Source organism: Neorhizobium tomejilense, assembly GCF_964254135.1.
In the GTDB taxonomy this organism is placed as follows: Bacteria; Pseudomonadota; Alphaproteobacteria; order Rhizobiales; family Rhizobiaceae; genus Neorhizobium; species Neorhizobium tomejilense.
The window spans coordinates 2004141-2025274 of record NZ_CAXUSO020000001.1 but is presented as its reverse complement, the minus strand read 5'-3'; the positions used below and the strand labels follow the sequence as shown (position 1 = coordinate 2025274).

Annotated in this window: 22 protein-coding genes; 8 read left to right on the top strand and 14 right to left on the bottom strand. The window is 62.4% G+C overall.

Annotated features, from left to right (window positions below):
- Nucleotides 1–5: 5 nt before the first annotated feature.
- Nucleotides 6–344 (bottom strand): HVO_A0114 family putative DNA-binding protein, encoded by a 339-nt coding sequence (locus ACSQ3G_RS10460; protein WP_105424298.1) that lies wholly within the window; start codon nucleotides 342–344, stop codon nucleotides 6–8.
- Nucleotides 331–669: a toxin-antitoxin system TumE family protein gene (locus tag ACSQ3G_RS10455; protein WP_436109971.1), complete on the bottom strand. Its 339-nt coding sequence runs from the start codon at nucleotides 667–669 to the stop codon at nucleotides 331–333. The genes ACSQ3G_RS10460 and ACSQ3G_RS10455 overlap by 14 nt, the downstream gene beginning before the upstream one ends.
- Before the next feature lie 105 nt (nucleotides 670–774).
- On the opposite strand from ACSQ3G_RS10455, the gene ligA reads away from it, so the two are divergent.
- Nucleotides 775–2931, top strand: a complete 2157-nt coding sequence (gene ligA, locus ACSQ3G_RS10450; protein WP_436109970.1) for an NAD-dependent DNA ligase LigA — start codon at nucleotides 775–777, stop codon at nucleotides 2929–2931.
- A 23-nt stretch (nucleotides 2932–2954) separates the two neighbouring features.
- Here the strand turns inward: ligA and ACSQ3G_RS10445 are convergent, their stop codons facing one another.
- The gene (locus ACSQ3G_RS10445; protein WP_436111700.1) at nucleotides 2955–3488 is read right to left on the bottom strand and encodes a GNAT family N-acetyltransferase; all 534 of its coding nucleotides are present in this window, start codon (nucleotides 3486–3488) and stop codon (nucleotides 2955–2957) included.
- Between the two features lie 286 nt (nucleotides 3489–3774).
- On the opposite strand from ACSQ3G_RS10445, the gene ACSQ3G_RS10440 reads away from it, so the two are divergent.
- Together ACSQ3G_RS10440 and ACSQ3G_RS10435 are read left to right on the top strand one after the other, a co-directional pair.
- A complete protein-coding gene (locus ACSQ3G_RS10440; RefSeq protein WP_105400787.1) occupies nucleotides 3775–4365 on the top strand; it encodes a 3'-5' exonuclease in 591 nt (196 codons plus the stop codon).
- A gap of 92 nt (nucleotides 4366–4457) precedes the next feature.
- Nucleotides 4458–4955, top strand: a complete 498-nt coding sequence (locus ACSQ3G_RS10435) for a CreA family protein (protein WP_436111699.1) — start codon at nucleotides 4458–4460, stop codon at nucleotides 4953–4955.
- Between the two features lie 5 nt (nucleotides 4956–4960).
- Here the strand turns inward: ACSQ3G_RS10435 and ACSQ3G_RS10430 are convergent, their stop codons facing one another.
- The 5 genes from ACSQ3G_RS10430 to ACSQ3G_RS10410 all read right to left on the bottom strand — a co-directional run bounded on the left by ACSQ3G_RS10430 (nucleotide 4961) and on the right by ACSQ3G_RS10410 (nucleotide 10272).
- Nucleotides 4961–6661: an FAD-binding dehydrogenase gene (locus ACSQ3G_RS10430; RefSeq protein ID WP_436111698.1), complete on the bottom strand. Its 1701-nt coding sequence runs from the start codon at nucleotides 6659–6661 to the stop codon at nucleotides 4961–4963.
- Between the two features lie 106 nt (nucleotides 6662–6767).
- On the bottom strand, nucleotides 6768–7097 hold the full coding sequence (locus ACSQ3G_RS10425) for a hypothetical protein (RefSeq protein WP_436109969.1): 330 nt from the start codon (nucleotides 7095–7097) through the stop codon (nucleotides 6768–6770).
- A 214-nt stretch (nucleotides 7098–7311) separates the two neighbouring features.
- On the bottom strand, nucleotides 7312–7635 hold the full coding sequence (locus ACSQ3G_RS10420; RefSeq protein WP_436109968.1) for a hypothetical protein: 324 nt from the start codon (nucleotides 7633–7635) through the stop codon (nucleotides 7312–7314).
- A 203-nt stretch (nucleotides 7636–7838) separates the two neighbouring features.
- Complete coding sequence (locus tag ACSQ3G_RS10415) at nucleotides 7839–8306, bottom strand: chemotaxis protein CheW (RefSeq protein WP_046607492.1); 468 nt, start codon at nucleotides 8304–8306, stop codon at nucleotides 7839–7841.
- A gap of 1 nt (nucleotide 8307) precedes the next feature.
- On the bottom strand, nucleotides 8308–10272 hold the full coding sequence (locus ACSQ3G_RS10410) for a methyl-accepting chemotaxis protein (RefSeq protein WP_436109967.1): 1965 nt from the start codon (nucleotides 10270–10272) through the stop codon (nucleotides 8308–8310).
- Between the two features lie 281 nt (nucleotides 10273–10553).
- On the opposite strand from ACSQ3G_RS10410, the gene ACSQ3G_RS10405 reads away from it, so the two are divergent.
- The 3 genes from ACSQ3G_RS10405 to ACSQ3G_RS10395 all read left to right on the top strand — a co-directional run bounded on the left by ACSQ3G_RS10405 (nucleotide 10554) and on the right by ACSQ3G_RS10395 (nucleotide 12385).
- Nucleotides 10554–10709 carry a hypothetical protein gene (locus ACSQ3G_RS10405; RefSeq protein ID WP_172745754.1) on the top strand — a complete coding sequence of 52 codons (156 nt, stop codon included), beginning with the start codon at nucleotides 10554–10556 and terminating at the stop codon, nucleotides 10707–10709.
- Between the two features lie 120 nt (nucleotides 10710–10829).
- Nucleotides 10830–11429 carry an SCO family protein gene (locus ACSQ3G_RS10400; RefSeq protein ID WP_046667597.1) on the top strand — a complete coding sequence of 200 codons (600 nt, stop codon included), beginning with the start codon at nucleotides 10830–10832 and terminating at the stop codon, nucleotides 11427–11429.
- A 77-nt stretch (nucleotides 11430–11506) separates the two neighbouring features.
- Nucleotides 11507–12385: a 50S ribosomal protein L11 methyltransferase gene (locus tag ACSQ3G_RS10395; RefSeq protein ID WP_436109966.1), complete on the top strand. Its 879-nt coding sequence runs from the start codon at nucleotides 11507–11509 to the stop codon at nucleotides 12383–12385.
- Between the two features lie 210 nt (nucleotides 12386–12595).
- Here the strand turns inward: ACSQ3G_RS10395 and ACSQ3G_RS10390 are convergent, their stop codons facing one another.
- Complete coding sequence (locus ACSQ3G_RS10390; protein ID WP_037087476.1) at nucleotides 12596–12769, bottom strand: hypothetical protein; 174 nt, start codon at nucleotides 12767–12769, stop codon at nucleotides 12596–12598.
- Between the two features lie 253 nt (nucleotides 12770–13022).
- On the opposite strand from ACSQ3G_RS10390, the gene ACSQ3G_RS10385 reads away from it, so the two are divergent.
- The gene (locus ACSQ3G_RS10385; RefSeq protein WP_436109965.1) at nucleotides 13023–14855 is read left to right on the top strand and encodes an aminopeptidase P family protein; all 1833 of its coding nucleotides are present in this window, start codon (nucleotides 13023–13025) and stop codon (nucleotides 14853–14855) included.
- Nucleotides 14856–14870: 15 nt separating this feature from the next.
- On the opposite strand, the gene ACSQ3G_RS10380 is transcribed toward ACSQ3G_RS10385, so the two are convergent.
- From ACSQ3G_RS10380 to pncA, 3 genes are all read right to left on the bottom strand, one after another.
- Nucleotides 14871–15185, bottom strand: a complete 315-nt coding sequence (locus ACSQ3G_RS10380; protein WP_105400796.1) for an AzlD family protein — start codon at nucleotides 15183–15185, stop codon at nucleotides 14871–14873.
- A gap of 1 nt (nucleotide 15186) precedes the next feature.
- Nucleotides 15187–15906: an AzlC family ABC transporter permease gene (locus ACSQ3G_RS10375; protein WP_105415681.1), complete on the bottom strand. Its 720-nt coding sequence runs from the start codon at nucleotides 15904–15906 to the stop codon at nucleotides 15187–15189.
- Between the two features lie 119 nt (nucleotides 15907–16025).
- Entirely contained in the window at nucleotides 16026–16652 is a 627-nt protein-coding gene (gene pncA, locus ACSQ3G_RS10370; protein WP_436109964.1) for a bifunctional nicotinamidase/pyrazinamidase, read from the bottom strand.
- Between the two features lie 764 nt (nucleotides 16653–17416).
- Between pncA and ACSQ3G_RS10365 the strand changes: the two genes are divergently transcribed.
- Nucleotides 17417–18790, top strand: coding sequence for a DUF2778 domain-containing protein (locus tag ACSQ3G_RS10365; RefSeq protein ID WP_436109963.1), 1374 nt, complete (start codon nucleotides 17417–17419; stop codon nucleotides 18788–18790).
- 27 nt (nucleotides 18791–18817) lie between these two features.
- On the opposite strand, the gene ACSQ3G_RS10360 is transcribed toward ACSQ3G_RS10365, so the two are convergent.
- On the bottom strand, nucleotides 18818–19963 hold the full coding sequence (locus ACSQ3G_RS10360) for an amidohydrolase (RefSeq protein ID WP_436109962.1): 1146 nt from the start codon (nucleotides 19961–19963) through the stop codon (nucleotides 18818–18820).
- A gap of 85 nt (nucleotides 19964–20048) precedes the next feature.
- A complete protein-coding gene (locus tag ACSQ3G_RS10355; RefSeq protein WP_436109961.1) occupies nucleotides 20049–21050 on the bottom strand; it encodes a zinc-dependent alcohol dehydrogenase family protein in 1002 nt (333 codons plus the stop codon).
- Nucleotides 21051–21134: the final 84 nt, after the last annotated feature.

Below are 21134 nucleotides of genomic sequence, written 5' to 3'. Positions count from 1 at the left end.
GGGGTTTAAGCTGCCTTCGAGATATCCGAGATGTCGATATGGACGTCGGCATAGGGAAAGATGACGCCGTCTTCAGCCCTATCGAGAAGCCCGATCTTAATCAGTGCTGCAATGTCGGCATGAACGGGGCGGAAGTCGCGTTTTACGAGCCGGGACACTTCCCGCATCGTCATGCCGCCCTTGTCTTTCATGGCCGCCAAAATCGCAACCCGGTTGGGGGTCAGGGCTGTGTGCAGGGCTTCCCATGTCGGAAAGCTGTAGATCGGCTCTCCGAGATGTCGGCCGGCTTCGAAGTCGGCGATGATGTCATCTTGCGATGCAATATTGATTCTAAGAGTTTTCATCGGCCTCCATCCTTTCGACTTCTGTGAAGAAATCCCGCAACAAAGTCGATACGTTTCGAAACGAATACGGTGCCTCGACGGCACCGATATGCCTGTGATCTCCCTTTCCAGCCTCGTTGTCGTATCGCATGACGCAAACGTCATCGACCACATAGGCCAGCCGATATTTGTAATTGTGTGCGCTGCCTTTGAGCGGTGCCGGCACTTCGAAAACAGAGAGATCCACGAATGATCGTAGCGTGCGTTCCTGCCGTCTTTTCAACAGGAGTTTTGCGTTTGCCATGATGACCTCAATAGCATCAACTGGTGATGACTTCAATAGCATCACCAGTCTCCAACGTTTCTTGGCGCCTTGCGATGGGTGATCCTCTTCCCCTTGGGGAAATTTGCGCTACAAAACGACTCCTCGCTACCCGAGGAGTAGACCCGCATGCCCGCCGAACAGACGCCCGTCGAAAACCTGACCGAAGAACAGGCCGCAGCCGAACTGGCCTATCTGGCGGCGGAGATTGCCCGCAATGACGAGCTTTATCACGGCCATGACGCGCCTCAGATTTCGGATGCCGATTACGACGCGCTGAAACGGCGCAACGACGCGATCGAAAAGCGGTTCCCGCAGCTTATCCGCGCCGACAGCCCATCGATCCGAGTCGGCGCGGCGCCGTTGCCGACGTTTGCGGCGATCACCCATTCGCGACCGATGCTGTCGCTCGACAACACCTTCTCGGACGATGACGTGCGCGACTTCGTCTCTTCCGTCTACCGTTTCCTCGGCCAGCTGCCGGACGGCTCGATCGCGTTTACCGCCGAGCCGAAGATCGATGGGCTTTCCATGTCGATCCGCTACGAGAACGGCCGGCTGGTGAATGCCGCGACCCGCGGCGACGGTACGACCGGCGAGAACGTCACCGAGAACATCAAGACCATCAAGGAAATCCCCAATCGCCTGCCCGCGGGCGCGCCCGATGTCGTCGAGGTGCGCGGCGAGGTCTATATGACGAAAAGCGACTTCCTGGCACTTAACGAGAAGATGGCGGCGGAAGGCAGGCAGACCTATGTCAACCCGCGCAACACGGCCGCCGGCTCGCTGCGCCAGCTCGACGCCAAGGTGACCGCCAGCCGCAACCTGAAATTCTTCGCCTATGCCTGGGGCGAGATGTCCGAAATGCCGGCCGACACCCAGATGGGCATGGTCGACAAGTTCAGGGAATGGGGGTTTCCGGTCAATCCGTTGATGAAACGCCTGCATGCGGTCGAGGACATCATCACCCATTACAAGGATATCGGCCTCAAGCGCCCGGATCTCGACTACGAGATCGACGGCGTCGTCTACAAGGTGGACAGGCTTGATCTGCAGGCCCGGCTCGGCTTTCGCTCGCGGTCTCCGCGTTGGGCGACGGCGCATAAATTCCCGGCGGAACAGGCCTTTACCCATGTGGAACGGATCGACATCCAGGTCGGACGCACAGGCGCGCTGACGCCGGTCGCGCGGCTGACGCCGGTCACCGTCGGCGGCGTGGTCGTCACCAATGCGACGCTCCACAACGAGGACTATATCAAGGGCCTCGGCAATTCCGGCGAACCGATCCGGGAGCCCGACCACGATATCCGCGTCGGCGACACCGTCATCGTCCAGCGGGCGGGGGACGTCATCCCGCAGGTGCTCGACGTGGTGATGGAGAAACGTCCTCAGGAAGCGGTGCCTTACGAATTCCCGAAGCGCTGCCCGGTCTGCGACAGCCATGCGGTGCGTGAGCGCAACGAAAAGACCGGCAAGCTCGATTCGGTCACCCGCTGCACCGGCGGTTTCGTCTGCCGGGCGCAGGCGACCGAGCACCTCAAACATTTCGTGTCACGCAATGCCTTCGATATCGAAGGCCTCGGATCGAAGCAGATCGATTTCTTCTTCGAGGCCGAAGACGACGCGCTGAAGATCCGCACCGCGCCGGATATTTTTACGCTGAAGAGACGGCAGGAGGGATCGACGCTTACCAAGCTCGAAAATATCGAGGGTTTCGGCAAGGTCAGCGTCAAGAAACTGTTCGACGCGATCGACGAGCGGCGCGAGATCGCGCTGCACCGCTTCATCTACGCGCTCGGCATCCGCCACGTGGGCGAGACTACCGCCAAGCTGCTTGCGCGCGCCTACGGCACTTATGAGGCGTTTGCGAAGGCCATGGACGACGCGGCCGACCTTTCCGGCGACGCCTGGGACGATTTGAACAATATCGAGGGCATCGGCGAGGTGATGGCGCGCGCCATCGTCGAGTTCTTCAAGGAGCCGCGCAATGTCGAGGTCATCACCCGGCTTCGCGATGAGGTGACGCCGCAGGCCGCCGAACAGCCGGTCGCCTCGAACAGCCCGGTCGCCGGCAAGACCGTGGTCTTTACGGGCTCGCTCGAAAAATTCACCCGCGACGAGGCCAAGGCGAGGGCGGAAAGTCTTGGCGCCAAGGTGGCCGGGTCGGTCTCCAAGAAGACCGACTATGTTGTCGCAGGCCCGGGCGCCGGCTCCAAGCTCGACAAGGCGAGGGAGCTCGGCGTCCCGGTGATGGACGAGGACGAATGGCTGGCCTTTATCGCGTGAGGGCCTTCATCCGGTGATGAAGGTCACCCCCTGAGCCGCGCCATCGAATAGGCATCGACATATTCGCCGTTGCGGAAGGCGAATTGTTTGAGACGCCCTTCGACCTCGAAGCCGAATTTCCGGTAGAGCGCGATGGCTGCCTCGTTGTCCGTGTAGACGGTCAGTTCGAGCCGGCGGATATCCAGCCAGTCGTCTGCCACCTGTACCATCTCGCCGAGCAAGGCGGTGCCCACACCGCGTCCGACAAAATCGTCGTGCACGCCCATGCCGATGCCAGCCGCGTGGCTCCGACGGCCCTGAAATCGGTCGATGCCGCCGTTGCCGACGATCTGGCCCTCGTAGGTGGCCACCAGCGCGATGCTTCCAGGCGTCGGGTTCTCGACCCATTTGCGGGTCTCTTCCAGGCGTGCGTGGGGCAGACGCAGGGTTCCGTAGCGATAACCGGGCATGTTGGCCAACGCGTTGACGGCCTCGGCGTCCGTCGCGCGCAAGGCACGAATCTCAAGACCCTTCAGCCTGGACGGTCGGGGTGGTTTCTCCTGGATCTCTTCGGCTATCTTCATGCCTTGCTCTCCTTGGTCTTCGCCGAGGCAGAGCGGAAACACCGAACCCTGCCATATTCGGCAGGGTTGGTGGACGGATGACCGGCTAACGCGCCAAGACCGCCACGCACCCTGCGGGGTGAATGGTCACGGTAAGATGCATGTGGGTGGCGAAACGGGTCATGGCGGCCAAGGTCTCAAACAAGCGCCGAGGCGTCAAGAGGGGTGAAAGCGCTGGCCGTCTTTGCCGAATCGAATTCCCGCCTGTAGAAGTTCTCCGACATTCATCCGGAACTCGCCCTTGAAAACCATCGCCATCGATTTCGAAACCGCCAACGAGCAACGCGGCAGTGCCTGCTCGGTCGGGCTTGCCTGGCTGGAGGGCGACGAGGTGGTGCGGGTGGAGGAGCGGCTGATCCGCCCGAGGGACATGCGGTTTTCCTCCTTCAACGTCGCGATCCACGGCATTCGGCCGGAACATGTCGAGGATGCCGGTGAATTTCCCGAGGTGATGGACGAGTTCGCCGACGATTTTCGCGGCGCGACGATGATCGCTCATAACGCGGCCTTCGATTTCAGCGTCTGGCGGGCCTGCCTCGATGCCTACCGGCAGAGTTATCCAGACCTGTCCTATCTCTGCAGCGTGAAGATGTCGCAGAAGGTCTGGCCGCATCTCGGCTCGCACAAGCTCAATGTCCTTGCGCAGCATCTCGGCCTTCGGTTCGCGCATCACAATGCGGCCGAGGACGCGGCCGTCTGCGCGCGGGCAACGATTGCGATCGCCAAATCGCTTGCCGTGCCACATGTCCGCGACATTCCGGCGATGATCGGCATGAAGGTCGGGCGGCTGTTTTCCGGCGGCTACGCGCCCTGCACCTGTCGGCTCAAATAAGAGTTCCCGAGCATCCGCTTGTTTCCGTCCCGGCAATCCTTATCTCAGATCACGGATCGTTTACCGGAGCTGAAGTCCCCATGACGCAACCAATGAGCCGCCTTGCCTGCCTTGCATCCGCCGCAGCCTTTTCGCTCGGCGTGCTTGTCCTTCCCGCTTCTGCCGAAGTGGTCGGTGAGGTCGGCGTCGACTGGATCGGCAACGACATTATCGTCGAGGCGGTCGCCGACCCGCAGGTGAAGGGTGTCACCTGCCACGTGACCTATTTCGAGCGCGGCATCATCGACCGGCTGAAGAACGGCAACTGGTTCGAGGATCCGTCCAACAATTCGATCGCCTGCCGCCAGACAGGCCCGATCGAGATCGGCAACATCGATCTTTCCAAGGATGGCGACGAGGTGTTTCGCGAAGGCATGTCGCTGATCTGGAAGTCGCTGGTCGTCAACCGCATCTACGACAAGGCCAACGACACGCTGATCTATCTCGTCCACACGCGCGAACTCACCGACGGCTCGGCGAAGATGGCGATCTCGACCATTCCGCTCTATAACCAGAACGTCGCCTGGAAGAACGGCAAGCCAAAACCGTAATCCGGTCAGCCAAGGGCGGCTGCGGCCGCCCGGCCGGCATTGCGGCCGGAAAACAGGCATCCGCCGAGAAAGGTGCCTTCGAGCGCCCGATAGCCGTGCATGCCGCCACCGCCGAAACCGGCGGCCTCGCCGACGGCATAAAGCCCCGGGATCGCTTCTCCGTTCTCGCCGAGCACGCGGGCCGAGAGGTCCGTCTCGATCCCTCCAAGCGTCTTGCGAGTCAGGATATTCAGTCTCACCGCGATCAGCGGCCCGTGCGCCGGATCGAGAATACGGTGCGGTTTTGCGGTCCGCACCAACTTTTCGCCAAGCGAGCGGCGGGCGTTGTGGATGCCCATGATCTGCGCATCCTTGGCAAAGGGATTGGCCACCTGGCCGTCGCGGGCCAATATCTCGCGCTCCATTTGTGCGACGTCCAGAAGATTGCTGCCGACAAGCCGGTTCATGCCGGCCACGAGCTCGCCAAGGCTCTCGGCGATCACGAAATCCTCGCCATGTTCCTTGAAGGCCTCGACCGGCCCGGTCGCCTTCTTGCCGATCGCCCGTTTCGCCGTCAGCTTCCAGTCGCGGCCGGTGAGGTCCGGGTTCTGTTCGGAGCCGGAGAGCGCGAATTCCTTGCGGATGATGCTCTGGTTCAGCACGAACCAGCTGTAGTCGTAGCCGGTCGCCATGAGGTGCTGCAGCGTGCCGAGCGTATCGTAGCCGGGATAAAAAGGGGCAGGCAGGCGCTTGCCCGTCGCGTCGAACCATAAAGAGGAAGGGCCGGGCAGGATCCGGATGCCATGGTTTTGCCAGATCGGGTTCCAGTTCCGCAGGCCCTCGGTATAGTGCCACATGCGGTCGCGGTTGATCACCTGCCCGCCGGCGGACCGCGTTATGCCGATCATCCGTCCGTCCACATGTTTCGGTACGCCCGAGACCATGAAGGCCGGCGGTCGCCCGAGCCTTGCCGGCCACATCTGCCGTACGAGGTCCTGGTTGCCGCCGATGCCGCCCGAAGCGACGATGACGATCGGCGCATTGAGTTCGAAGTCACCGGCCGGTGTCCTGGAGGTTTCCTCGCCACGCAGCGCCGTGCTTGCCGCAAGGACCGTGCCTGCAACCCCTGTCACGGCACTGCCGGTCCTGACCAGATTGTCGACGCGGTGCCGCCAGAGAAAGCGGATCCTGCCGCTTTTCTCCGCCTCGCGCGCCCGTCGCTCGAACGGTTCGACGACACCGGGGCCTGTGCCCCAGGTGGTGTGGAACCGAGGCACGGAATTGCCGTGCGAGGTCGCCGAGCCGCCGCCGCGTTCCGCCCAGCCGACGATCGGAAAGATGCGATGGCCCATCTGCCTGAGCCAGGAGCGTTTTTCGCCGGCGGCGAAAGCCACGTAGGCTTCCGCCCAAAGGCGCGGCCAGTGGTCTTCCTCGCGGTCAAAACCGGCGGTGCCGAGCCAGTCCTGCCAGGCGAGATCGAGCGAATCGCGGATGCCCATCCGCCGCTGCTCGGGAGAATCGACGAGGAACAGCCCGCCGAGCGACCAGAAGGCCTGGCCGCCAAGGTTCTGTTCCGGTTCCTGGTCGAGGATGACGACGGAGCGGCCGGCATCTGCAAGTTCGGTCGCGGCAACGAGGCCCGAAAGGCCCGCACCCACCACGATGGCGTCAACTCTGTCGCTCAAGTGCGCTCCTCCCAAAGCGTGAAGATGCAGGGCATGCTGCATCCTTACGGCGAATACAGTCATGCGGTGTGGCGGGAGTCAATTCAGGCGCGGCACGACAAAAAACAGGCCCGCAAAGCGAGCCTGTTCTCAGTCCTCAAATGGGTGATCAACGAACGTAGACGATCTTGCCGCCGTTGGCCGCGGTTTCGATACCCGCCACGTTCTGTAACTGGACGTTCTTCTCTTCGAGAGCTGCCATCAGGTTGGAATCCGTTTGGATCTGCTCCTGGGCAGCCTCAGCTGCCTGCGGGTTGGGTGTCATCAGCGTCGGCGGGATCTTGTCGTTCGATGATTCGCTATCCGTTGCCTCGGTAATGTAGACCACCGTCACGTCCGACGGGGAGGGGGCCGGCGTGGTCGGGGCGAGGTCCTGGGCGTAAACGCCCCCGATTGAGGAAGCGGATATAAGAGTTGCGAGAGCAATAACCTTCTTCATAACATGTTCCTTTCTCGGTTCTTAGGCGCCAAACACGTGTCTGTTCGGCACCAAGATATAGACGGAACCGGAAAAGTCCGGAGATTGTTCCGGACTTTTCCGAGGTCATCTCCATGCATAACGATCAAGTCTCCATCACATGTGCAGCGGCGGTCCTGGGCGGCCAGAAACGGAGGCCGGGGGAAGAAACCGGCCCCGTTTCATCAACGGCGAATCAGCGGACGTAGACGATCCGGCTGCCGTCGGCGGCGGTGTCGATCGCCACGACGTTGTTGAGTTCGACGTTCTGGCTCAGCAGATCGGCGCGCAGCGAGCGGTCGGTCTTCACCTCGTTCTGGGCCTTCTGGATGGTGGCCTGATCCGGGTGGATGAAGCTATCCGGAACGTCCAGCCGCTTTGCGCTGTCGTCGAGTTCAGGGTTGGTAAAAACGATGGCGACGTCGCCGGCGGGTTTTGCCGTCATGCCCATATCTCGGGCATAGGCGGTTCCCACCGTGGCGGCGGACATCAGCACTGCGAGAGCAAAAGCCTTGTTCATGGTCGTTCTCCTATCTTGGTAAACCAGCCGAGGGGCGCTTGAAGCGTCGGTTGGGCGTTTAGCGACGGGAGAACGTGGACCCGGTTCCCCGGTTCCGTTTAAAATTGTTACAAATAAGCAATGATTACAATAAGTTAATCTCCCGTCACATCTGCGTGTAACGGGAGATCCGGACATAGTTTCGGACGCTTTTGCGCCGCAGATTACGCGGCTTCGCGCGCGAGTTCGTCGGCGATGACGGTGTCGAGGTTCAGGAAGCAGACCATGGTCTTTTCGAGCGCCACGATGCCACGGCAGAAGGCGCGCTGGGCTTCCGGAATGATTTCCGGGGCCGGCTGCAGGTCTTCCCCACGGATGGTCATCATGTCGGATACCTGTTCGACCAGCAGGCCGACCAACTTGCCGGCAATGTCCGTGACGATGATCGCGGAGCGTTCCGACGGTTCGGTCATCTTCATGCCGAGGCGGCAGGCCATGTCGATGACCGGGATCACCGCGCCGCGCAGGTTGATGAGGCCGAGCACGTAAGGCGGGGTGTGCGGCATCGGGGTGACCGGCGCCCAGCCGCGGATTTCGCGGATCGCCATGATATCGATGCAGAATTCCTGGTCTCCGAGATGAAAGGAGACGATTTCGAGGTAGGCGCCGGACTGCTTGATGGCATTACTCATGTCAGAACTCTTCCCATTTGTCTGAGGATCCCACGGCCTTCGGCTTGACGGAGGTGGGGCTGTTGCTGAAGGCTCCCGCGAGCTTGTTCATCAAGTTGAGTGCGGGCGATGGTTTGGGTGGCGTGGAAGCGCTCGCAGCCTCGACGGCGCGAGGGCCATTGCCTCCACGGATCTGGAAATGGCCGATCAACTTGTTCAGGTTTTCGGCATCGCTGGCCAGCGAATGGCTGGCAGCGGTGCTCTGCTCCACCATTGCGGCATTCTGTTGCGTTGCTTGGTCCATCTGGCCGATCGCCATATTGATCTCGGTTAGTCCGGTTGATTGTTCGCGCGCAGAAGTGAAAATCGCGTGAACGTGATCGTTGATTTTCAGCACATCGTCGCCGATCCGGGTCAGGGCGTCGCCTGTGGCCTTCACCAGGTCCACGCCGGTCTTGACCTCGTGGTTCGAACGGGTGACCAGTGCCTTGATGTCCTTGGCTGCACCGGCGGCGCGCCCGGCGAGCTCGCGCACTTCCTGGGCGACGACCGCAAAACCCTTGCCGGCCTCGCCCGCGCGGGCTGCCTCGACCCCGGCATTGAGGGCCAGCAGGTTGGTCTGGAAGGCGATTTCGTCGATGACGTTGATGATCTTGCCGATTTCGGCGGTCGCGTCCTCGATCCGCCCCATGGCGGCCGTGGCGTCGCGAACCACGCCGGAGGACTTTTCGGTATAGTCCTTGGCATCGCTCACCATCTGCGTCGCTTCCTCGGCGCGGCTGGTGGCGTTGCGTACGGTCGCCGTGATTTCTTCGAGGGCTGCGGATGTTTCCTCGAGCGAGGCCGCCTGCTTTTCGGTCCGCTTCGCCAGGTCGTCGGCAGCGGAGCGCATCTGGTTGGCATTGGCGCCGATGGAACTGGAGCTGTTGGCAACCTCGGTCATGATGTGGCGCAGGCGCTCGACGACCCGGTTGAAATCGGTGCGCAGGCGCTCGAGATCTCCGCGGAAAGGGCGATCAAGGGCGGCTGCGAGGTCGCCTTCGGAGAGCCGATTGAGCGCGCTCGCAAGCGAATCGACGGCAAACTGGAGCGCTTGGGCTTCGGCCTTCTGTTCCGATTCGCTCGCCTGCCTCTGGGTCTCGTTCCGGCGGCGTTCGTCGTCCAGGCTGTTCTCCAGGGTCTGGCGCTCGACGGCTGAAAGCCGGAAGATATCGGTGGCGCGCGCCATCTCGCCGATTTCGTCGCCGCGGTCGATGCCGGGCACGGCGGTCTTGTAGTCGCCACCGATGATCCGCTGCATGCTGGCGCGAACGCCGTCGATGCCGCGCCTTATGGCGCCGCCATGAACGCTCTGCAGGATCGCCATGACGACCAATGCGATCAGGCCGCAGCCGAGCTGCACATAGAGCGAGGTCGAGGAAAGCGTGTTCGCCTCCTGGACGCGATTGCTGACAAGCTTTTCGCCTGCGACGGTTGCTGCCTCGAGAGCCGTGTCAAGCCGTTCGCCAGCGCCGTCGATGACGTCGTCGATCTTGTCATAGGCGTCGTCAGGCGCGCCGGTTTCGACCATTTTCCTGAGATCGATCTGGATTGCGCTGGAAACGGCTACGAGATCCGTTTCAAAACCTGCGACGAGGCCCGGATTGCCCATGGCAGTCGCGAGTTTCTTCAGGTCGCCCGAAGAGCTTTTCAACTTGTCGATAGAGTCTGCCATCGCCTTCAGCCGGGCGGGCTCGACGCGTTTGTCGTCGCGGTCGACGATCGTGTCCATCGCTGCCAGGACGAGCTCCAGGTTGGCGATGCGCATGCCGTTGACCGTATCCACATGCTCCCGGATCTCGGTGGCGCGCTGCAGCGCTTCGTCGACCTGGCGGCCCTCGTACCAGCCGACAAACAGCATGGCGCCGATACCGGCAAAGGCGGATCCTGCCAGCGTCCATAGCCGGTGATTGACCGATAGCGTATTGCGAATGGGTTCTGCCGTCATGCTGTTGAAATTCCTCCCGGCACCGGACAAGGTCCGGCAGGCTTTCGGATAGAGATGGAAACAGGGAGCGAGCCGATATCGGCGACGTCATGTCTTTGGGGTGCCTCACGATATCGCGGTCCTCAGTGCGATGCGTGTCGCATCTCACTCCCATTTGCCGCAACGATTCGTGAACCACCTTCGCCTTTATAAGATCTCAGACAGGTATTAATCTTACGCTAAGCTTGTTTGGAGGTTGTGCCGCCTTCCAAGGAGCCGGAAAAGGTTGTAGATTGAATAGCATGGATAGCACCGTCGACAGTTACCGCCTGCCGCTGATCACCGCCGTGAGCCTGCTCTTGCTCGGGCTCGGCGGCATCGCCTTTTACGGCTGGCTCCGGTTCGGCTCATCCATCCTGCTGACGCTCGATGAAACCGGTCTTTCCTGGTGTTTCTGACCACTGCCTTGGCGTTGAGACAAATCAGCGCGATGACTTTCGAAAACGACTTCTTGAATTGCGCGGCCGCCGGCTCGGGTCTATCGCTCCGTCAACCGGGCCTGAGCTGAAGAGATACCGATGAAGAGCTTCCGAATTGTTCTGTGGATCGCCGTCGTTGCGTTGGCGGGCGTGCTGGTGGCGCTGACGCTGACATTGACGCGTTCGAAACAGCAGCTTGCCGAGGGTCCGTTCGGCGTGCCGTTCCAGCTCGTCGCCCAGAATGGCCAGCCAATCACCGAAAAGGCCTTCCAGGACAAGCCGACGGCGCTGTTTTTCGGCTTCACCCATTGCCCGGAAGTCTGCCCCACGACGCTTTTCGAGCTCAACGGCTGGCTGCGCAAGGTTGATCCGGACGGCACCAAGCTCAACGGATATTTCGTCAGCATCGATCCGGAGCGCGACAGTCCTGAACTGCTCGGCCAGTACGTTTCCAATGTCACCGACCGGGTGAAGGGCATTTCCGGCCCGCCGGCCAAGGTCCAGGAGATGGCCAAGGGGTTCAAGGTCTATTTCAAGAAGGTGCCGGTCGACGAAAAGGATCCGAACGGCGACTACACCATGGATCACACGGCGTCGGTATTCCTGCTCGACGATGGCGGCCGCTTCGCCGGCACCATTGCCTACGGCGAAAACCCGGACGTCGCGATCAAGAAGCTCGAAAATCTGATCAAGGGCTGATACGTTTGACGTTGAAGCGGACACAGCTTCTGTGGCAATCCTCTCCGCCACCGATCAATAGCTGAGAGACCGTTTCCTTGAGCGAAATCCGCCTTTACGTCACGTCCACCGAAAAAGGTGCGGCCGAGATCCTCGATATCCTGTCGGAGGTTTTCGGCGAAGAGGATTTCGCCATCGCCACCACCGAGGTCGATGAGAAGAAGGATATCTGGGAAGCCTCCGTCTACATGATGGCGGATGACGAGGAGATGGTGCGCGAGCGTGTCGCCGAAGGTCTCGCCCAGGCCTTTCCCGCTCTGGAAATCCAGAGGGAAGTCATTCCGGATATCGACTGGATCGCCAAATCGCTGGAAGGGCTGAAGCCGGTGAGGGCCGGGCGGTTCATCGTCCATGGGTCGCATGACCGCGACAAGGTCAAGGTCAACGACATCGCCATCGAGATCGATGCGGGCCAGGCCTTCGGCACCGGTCATCACGGCACCACCGCCGGCTGCCTCGAAATGATCGAGGACGTGATGCGCGCGAGACCCGTCCGCAACGCGCTCGATCTCGGAACCGGAAGCGGCGTGCTGGCGCTCGCCGTGCGCAAGCTGCGCAATATCCCGGTTCTGGCGACCGATATCGACCCGGTCGCCGTGCGGGTGGCGCGGGAAAACGTCCGCCGCAACGGCATCGCCACCGGCATCCGCCTGGAGACGGCGCCGGGATTTCATTCGCCGGCGTTTGATCGCGAGGGGCCGTTCGACCTGATCATCGCCAACATTCTCGCGCGGCCGCTGATGAAGATGGCGCCGCAGCTGGCCGCACATCTGGCGCCTGGCGGTTCGGTGATCCTGTCCGGCATCCTGGCCGGACAGCGCTGGAGGGTGCTGGCCGCCTATAGCGGCGTTCACCTGGCCCATGTCCGCACCATATGGCGCAATGGCTGGGTGACGATCCATCTGCGCAGCCGATAACCCGTTTCGCAATGCAGCATTGATTTTCTTGCATGGCTTCTGGTGCAGACAGCAAAAAGGCGACACCAATGGTGCCGCCTTGCGATCAGTTCTGAGACTGATCTACCCGCGAGCGTGAGGGAGGATCTGCTCGAGCGGGCCTCGTATCCTGAAAGCCGGGGCGGGTGAGGGAGGAGAGCCCGCGCCGGTCGTATGGTCAGAATACGTAGCTTAGAATACGTAGCTTTGGGCGCCCTTGCGGCGCAGTTCTTCGCGGCTGGTGCCGAGGCCCTTCAGCGTTTCGTCATCGAGGTTCAGCAAGGCGCCGTTGACGTAACGGGCAACCTGACGCTCGCGAGCTTCGACCACGCGGTTGAAGGCATTGCGGAAGAAAGAGTTGGCCATGGAAGCGATCCTTTTGACACGGGCCTGGTTCGGCGCCCGTTCGATGAAGTGAATATAGCGATTGCTGCACCGCACAGTGAGAGGGCTTCTCTCATTGGTGGTATGCGTTTGCTGCATAGGATGGCCAGATCCGCGCCAGACCAGTTGAGCAGATGCACAATCATCGCTCATCCGGCCCGTCTGGCAATGTCCGTCGAAGATCGGCTAACATGGTCCGACCTCTCGGAATCAGGCAGCCCGGAAAAACAACCTCATGTTCCAGTCCTTCGAAGTGAAGTCCGCCCCGCAGTTCGGCCGCGATCGCGTCAGCGCGCTCAGGGCGAAATTCGCAGATCTCGGCATTGACGGTTTTCTCGTCCCCCGTGCCGACGAATATCAGGGTGAATACGTGCCGGCCTCGGCCGAGCGCCTGTCCTGGCTCACCGGCTTCACCGGATCGGCCGGCATGGCGCTCGTGACGCAACGGGAGGCTATCGTTTTCGTCGACGGACGTTACGTCACCCAGCTTGCCGAACAGGTGGATGGCTCGGTCTTTACCGCCGGCGATCTCGTCAACGAACCGCCGCATGTCTGGCTGCCGCGCCACGGCGCGAAAGGTTTCCGACTCGGCATCGATCCGTGGCTGCATGCGGGGGCGGAAGTACGCCGGCTGGAAAAGGCGCTTGCCGAGATCGGCGGATCGCTGGTGCTGCTCGACGGCAATCCACTCGACGCGATCTGGACCGATAGGCCAGCCGAGCCGCTCGGCGCCGTCTCGATCCAGAAACAGGAGCATGCCGGTACGCTGGCGGGCGAGAAGATTGCCTCGATTGCGAGCCAGGTAAAGGAGAAGGGGGCTGCCGCGGTCGTCATCGCGGATCCGACTTCGGTTGCCTGGATATTCAACATCCGCGGTGACGACGTGCCGCACACGCCCTATCCGTTGTCGCGCGCCATCATTCCGGCGGAGGGCAAGGCCGAGATTTTTCTCGACCAGATGAAGACCGGTATCGAACAGGCCGCCTATCTGGCCCAGATCGCCGTCCAGCGTCCGCCTTCGGAATTCCTCGCGCGGCTTGCTGCCTTCTCGGCGGATGGCGCGAAGATCCTCATCGACCCAGAGCTGACGCCGCTGGCGCTCACCAAGGCTATTACGGCCGCCGGCGGCGAGGTGGTCGAGGCTTCTGATCCGGCAAAACTGCCGCGGGCGTGCAAGAACCGCGAGGAGCTCGACGGTTCGGCCAAGGCGCATCTGCAGGATGGCGCGGCGATGGTCGAATATCTCTGCTGGCTCGACGCCCAGGCGCCCGGCACGATCACCGAGATCGACGCGGTCAAGGCGCTGGAGGCGACCCGCGCCCGCGTCGGACAAAACATGCAGAACCCGCTGAAGGACATTTCCTTCGAGACGATCTCCGGCGCCGGCGAACACGGTGCGGTCATCCACTATAGGGTGACGACCGAGACAAACCGCAAGCTCGAAGCGGGCGAGCTTTTCCTGGTTGATTCGGGGGCGCAATATGTCAACGGCACGACGGACATCACCCGCACGGTCGCGGTCGGCTCTGTTCCGGAGGAGCACAAGCGTTTCTTCACCCTGGTGCTGAAGGGCATGATCGGCATCAGCACGGCGCGCTTTCCGAAGGGCACGCGCGGCTGCGATCTCGATCCGCTCGCCCGCATCGCGCTCTGGAAGGCCGGTGGCGATTATGCGCATGGCACGGGCCACGGCGTCGGCTCATATCTCTCCGTCCATGAGGGGCCGCAGCGGATCTCGCGGCTGGCGACCCAGGAACTGCTTCCCGGCATGATCCTTTCGAACGAGCCCGGTTATTACCGTCCCGGCTCCTTCGGCATCCGCATCGAAAACCTGATTTATGTGACCGGAGCGGAAGAGATCGACGGCGGCGACCAGCCGATGCTCGCCTTCCAGACGCTGACCTGGTGCCCGATCGACCGCCGCCTCGTGCTGCCTGACCTGCTGACCGCCGAGGAGCTCGGCTGGCTGAACGGCTACCACGCGGCCGTGCGCGAAAAGCTGCTGCCGCTGATCGAGGACGACGCGGTCAAGACCTGGCTGGTGAAGGCGACGGAGCCGCTTTCCTGAAGCAGGCGCCTTTAATCAGAAACCCAGGAGGTGGCGGCAGATCATCGCTGCCGCCCAGCCGGCGCCGAGCAGCAGGAGGCCCGGATACCGGACCCCAACCACGAGTGCCGCCAGCATGGCGATCTTGACGTCCCAGCCGCCGTTGAAGAAGGCGGGCGCGACGAGCGTCGTCAGAACCGCTGCCGGCACGGCGTTGAGAGCCTGCTCCATGCGCGGCGGGATCGTCTTCATCCGGGTGATCAGCACATAACCGCCGATACGGGTGAGGAACGTCGCGGCCGCAGCGGCCAATATCAGCAGAGCCATATCCACGGAGATGAGGTCGGTCATGTCAGCTCTCCATCTCGGTGGCGGCGTCGGCCGGCACGGATTCAGTGGAGAGCGGCAGGAAAGCGGCAACGACTACGCCGACCGCGGCACCGATGCTGACATGCCAGGGCGAGCCTACGAAATGATAGCCGAGCACGGAGCCGAGCGCGCTCGCCACCACCACCGGATAGAAGCCCGGCTTGCTGCGAAAGCCGATGACCAGCCCGAGGAAATAAACCGGCAGCAGCACGTCGATCGCAAGCGCACGCGGATCGCCCATCATTCGCCCGAAAAACGCGCCGACGACGCTGAAAAACAGCCAGGGGAAATAGATCGCGGCGCCGAAGCCGATATACCACGGGAAACTGACGCCCCGGCCGCTTTCGCCGCGTTTCACGGCCTCCGCGAATTGCGGGTCGGTCAGCACGAAGAAGGTGAAGAATTTCTGGACCGGCGTGAAATGGGTAATGTATCGGGTCAGCGCCGCCGAATAGAGAATATGGCGGAAATTCACGGCGAAGACGGAGAGCACGATCAGCCACGGCGCCACCTGGTGGCCGAAAAGTTCGATGCCGACGAGCTGGCTGGCGCCGGCATAGACGGTCGCGCTCATCAGCCCGGCTTCCATGACCGAGAGGCCGTTGTCGCTTGCCACGGCGCCGAACAGCATTGCGAAGGGCGCTGCGGACAGGGCAATGATGAGGCCACCCTTTAGACCCTGGTTGAATTCGCTGCGATTCATCGAAGAAATCCTTTTCGCATCGGCTTTAGAGCCCTGCGGGACCTCGCGCAATTCAATTGGGCTGATGGAACGATCGATTCCGCTGAACTATCAGGCCCGGCTGGTCCCGGTGCCGGCGATCAGTCGGCAAGAATATCCTTGCTCGAAACGATGCCGACGCCTTTTGCTCTCATCTCGGCGATGGCGCTCTTCACGCCTTCCGGATCGATGCCGCGGCTGGCGTCCTCGATGAAACGCACTTTTATGCCCGGCAGCATATCCACGGCGTCGAGAGCGGAAAACTTCACGCAATAGTCGGTGGCGAGCCCGCAGAGATCGAGTTCGGTCACCTGCTGGGCTCTGAGATAGCCGGCAAGGCCGGTCGTTGCGGCCTGGTCGTTGTCGCGGAAGGCGGAGTAGCTGTCGACGGCAGGGTTCTCGCCTTTCTGCTGGATATAGTCGATGGCCTCGACGTTAAGGTCCGGGTGGAACTCCGCATCCGGCGTGCCCTGCACGCAATGATCCGGCCACATGACCTGCGGCTGGCCGGACAGCTCGCCCATATCGAACGGCTTCTTGCCCGGATGCCGGGAGGCAAAGCTGCCGTGGTTTTCCGGGTGCCAGTCCTGCGAGGCGACGATGACATCGTAGCCGCCGCCTTCGATCAGCTGGTTTGCGACCGGCACGATCTCGTCGCCGTGCGCCACGGGCAGGTTGCCGCCCGGGCAAAAACCGTTCTGGATATCGATCAGGAGCAGCGCTTTCATCGGTCGTCCTCCGAATCCTGGATTATCGGAGGATGCCAAGGGCGGGCGGCAGGATCAAGGCCGATACGTTTTGCAGTGCAGCAGTCAGCGCTGTTCTGTCGATCTCCATCCTTCCAGGATCGAGGGCCATCCGGCTGTTTTGGGGTGCGGAAAAACTCCCCCGTGAGGGGCATCGTGGTGCGGCGGAACTCAGCCTCTACAACGCTGTCGAGCATTCACAGCGAGCTCAGGATTGGACTGTTCTCGAGTTCGTGGCGACCGGCCATAAGGACCTGATCTACTGTTTTTACCCCGAGATTTCGCCTGCTGCAGAGACCTGTCCGACCACTCTGAAAGGCTTCGGTATACACCTCGGCTGCGGGCGGTCATGGACGTCGTCAAGGCGTTGCTGTCGGAATATGTGTCCGAGGGCCGGCGGCGCGCTGAGAAGGAAATGGTATAAAAATTCTGACAAGCCTTGAAAGACTTGGATTTTGTGGCTAAACAGCAACGGTCGTTGGCTTGACTAGCCTCAATTGGGCACGGGGCGGACACCCCGTTGCCGCAATTCGGTTAAACTTCCGACGGCATGCGCTTTTATGTGCACCACCGAAACCAAATCGGGGCGGCGTAAAGACATTGGTTACCATAATCGTTCATCCTCACATGCAGTCGATAGGCGGCAGTGAGCAAAATCTTCGTTTGCTCAGCGCTCGCCAGGGTTGTGTTGGTGGTCTCGCGGAAGCGATGCCCGCCGGTGTGAGTAACGGTTCGGGTAACGAGTGATGGCGCGTTCGGTCCAGACGTCGGTAAATGGCAGGCAGGCAGGCAAAGTTCCGCAACGCCGCAAAAAATCCCGCTCTCTCCTGGTCAATGTCACGGTCGGTTTCGGCCTGACGGTCGCTGCCCTGATGGGTGCGTCGATGGTTACCATGGCGACCGCGGTGAAGTCGGCTTCCGATGTGAAGTTCGAGACGGCGTTGGCAAAACCGATCGCTCTTGCCGTTCCCGCCGTCGCAACGCGGGAACGCGAGATCGATGTTTCGAAATTCTCCCGCCTTCCGGGCAGTGCGCCTGCCGATCCCAAGGGCAATCGCCTGACTGGCGCCGATGTGGCCGCCCTCGAAGCCCGCAAGCCGGATCTTTCGAACGTCAGCCGGGTGCTGACCGTGGCGATGGCCAAGGCCGCCCGGCATCAGGAACACGAACAGCGGTTCGCCGCGCTCGAAAAAACCCGTCCGGACGCCAATGCCATCCGCGCGGTGCTCGGCCCTGCGATGGAAAGCCTCGTGGTCGTGGCGCCCCGCTCGGCGAGCGGCACCTTGCCGGATATGATTCAGGATGCCGAGACGGTCACCACCGTTGCCGGGCTCAAGGACATGAAGCCGGTCGAGATGGCCGCGCTCGAAGAAACTGCCCTGGAAGAAGACGGTGCCGACGAGAGCGAGATCGCGGCGGTCGAGGCGACCGTTCCGGCAGTGCCTTCCTATGATCTGCCGAAGGCCGGTCCGCTGCCGGTGATCCGTCCGGGTTCCGCCGCCGACAAACCCGCCAAGCCGGCAGCCCTTGCGGCTATCGCCGCTGTCGCGCCGCAAAAGCCCGCCAAGACGGATGACGGCGACGACAAGCCGACCGCGCTCGCCTTTGCCAAGCCCGACAATCCGATGCGCGAGGAGCCGACCCGGCAGTCGGCGCCGGCCTGGCCCGGCATCGGCACGAAAGTGGCCGTCTACGATATTTCCGGCGGTATGGTCTATATGCCGAACGGCTCCAAGCTCGAGGCGCATTCCGGCATCGGCAAAATGCGCGACAACCCGAAATACACGCATGTGACGATGCGTGGCCCGACGCCGCCCGGCACCTACAAGCTGTCGATGCGCGAAAAGCTGTTCCACGGTGTCGCCGCGATCCGCCTGACGCCGGTCGACGGCAAGGCGCCGCAGGGCCGCACAGGCCTGCTCGCCCACAGCTTCCTGCTGCGGGTGCGCGGCGACTCGCACGGCTGCGTCGCCTTTGCCGACTACAACGCATTCCTGAAAGCCTTCCAGCGCGGCGACATCACCCATATGGTGATCGTGCCCAAGTGGGACGGCAAGCGCCCCGGACGGGGCACCGGTGGCGGTTTCATCGCCAACCTGTTCAGCAATAACGACGCCTGATCGGGCGCCGTTTCCTCCGACCCAATTTCAGCCGAGAATATCCCTCGCCACGCGCGTGAAGATCTTCGTGCCGATCGGGATCAGGTCATCGGGAAAATCATAGTTCGGATTGTGCAGGTTCGGCATGTTTTCGCCGGCACCGAGGAAGAACATCGCCGATTTCGACACGGTCGCGAACCGGCCGAAATCCTCCGAGCCGCGCATCGCTTCACCGACATCGTGGGGAACGCCTTCGGCATCCATTGCCGCCCGCAGCAGGGCGGCGGCTTCCGCATGGTTTTCGCAATGGCCGAAGATGTCATGATAGTCCATCTCGTATCCGAGACCGCCGACGGCTGCGACCTCGCGGACCAGATCTTCGGCCTCGGTGGTCAACGCCTGCATCTGGCCGTCGGTCATGGTGCGCAATGTTACCCAGACTTCGGCATGGCCGGGCGCAATCCCGAAGGCAGGTTCGCCGACCGAGGCATGCGTCACCGTTGCCAGCACCATGTCGCCGGCTGCGATCGAGCCCCGGCTGAGGGCCGTCAGCGCCGGCATCAGCGTTGCCACCGCCGGCACCGGCGAGATGCCCGTCTCCGGCATGGAGGCATGCGCCGTGCGCCCCGTCAGAGAAATCCGCAGGCCGCGCGACGCGCAGTTGACGATCCCGTCCTTCAGCCAGGCATGGCCGAGCGGCAGGCCCGGCATGTTGTGCAGCGAAAAACTGTAATCCGGCACCAGTTCCCTGAACTTCTCGTCGGCGACGACCGCTGCGGCGCCGGCGCCGGTCTCTTCGGCCGGCTGGAACATGAGGATGACGCGGCCGCGCTTCGGCCTTTCGCGGCCGAACTGCCGCCCAAGCGCCGCGAGCATGGCCATATGGCCGTCGTGCCCGCACATATGGCCCTTGCCGGGGATTTTCGAGCGATGCTCCGGCGAGCCGACTTCCTCGATCGGCAACGCATCCAGCTCGGCGCGGAACAGAACGGTCGGGCCCGGAAGCCCGCTGTCGTAGACGACCGCGACGCCGGTGCCCCCAAGGCCTGTCACCACCCGGTCGGGCACCGTATCGGCGAGGAACCGCTGCACCTCGGCAGCCGTTGCGATCTCCTCGCCTGATATCTCCGGCATGGAATGCAGCTTGCGCCGCCAGGCGGTGAGTTCGATGACGTCCTGATTGGTGAGAAACATGGCGCTGCTCCCTGATGGCCGGGTCTGGTTTTCGAGGTAACCGGGGCAGGGGTTCTCCGCAAGGAAAACCTCTGCCCTTGGCGTGTCACCACTCGATGCCGATCTTGCCGAAATGGCTGCCGCTCATCTCGTAGCGAAAGGCGTCGGCGAGTTTCTCAAGCGGAAAGATCCTGTCGATCACCGGCCTCACCAGACCCGTATCGAGCGCCCGGACGAAATCCTGCTGCTGGCGGCGGCTGCCGACCAGAATGCCCGACAGCACCGCCTGCTTGCCCATCAGCGCCGCGGTCGGCACCTCGCCGCGCGCGCCGGTCAGCACGCCGATCATGGCGATATGGCCGCCCATCTTCACCGCCTGGATGGATTGCCCGAGCGTCGCCGGACCGCCGACTTCCACCACGTGATCGACGCCGCGGCCGCCGGTCCAGTCGAAAACCTGCTTGCCCCAGTCGGTGTGGTCCTTGTAGTTGACCGTAAACTCGGCGCCGAGCTTTCTCGCCCGCTCCAGCTTGTCGTTGGAGGAGGAGGTGATCGCCACCCGCGCGTCCATGGCTCTCGCGATCTGCAGCGCGTAGATGGAGACGCCGCCCGTGCCGAGCGCCAGCACCGTCTCGCCGGCCTTCAGTCGCCCAAGCTCGGCCAGCGCCCGCCAGGCGGTCAGGCCGGCCGTGGTGATCGTTGCTGCTTCCACATGGCTGAACCCTGTTGGAGCGAGAGTGAAGGCGGCGACCGGCCGTACCGCGTATTCCGTCGCGAACCCGTCGATCCCGTCGCCCGGCGTGCGCGAAAAACCGCCCGGCAGCGGCGGACCATCCTGCCAGTCCGGAAAGAAGCAGGAGACCACATGGTCGCCGGGCTTGAACTCGATCACCCCTTCGCCGACCTCCTCGACCACGCCGGCACCGTCCGCCATCAGCACCCGCCCATCGGTCGGCGTCCTGCCGCTTGCGACGCTCAGGTCATGGAAATTGATCGAGCTCGCATGCAGCGCCACCCGGATTTCGCCCCGGCCCGGTTTGCCGGGATCCGGCAGATCGACGAGCTTCAGGGCATCGAGCCCGCCAGGGGCCGTGACGATGGCTTTCATGAGTTCCTCCCTTAAAATTCAAAGCTCCGGTGCTTGAGGTAGCGGGAGACAGGGAGGCTGACAAGGTTGACTGTCTGCCGGACA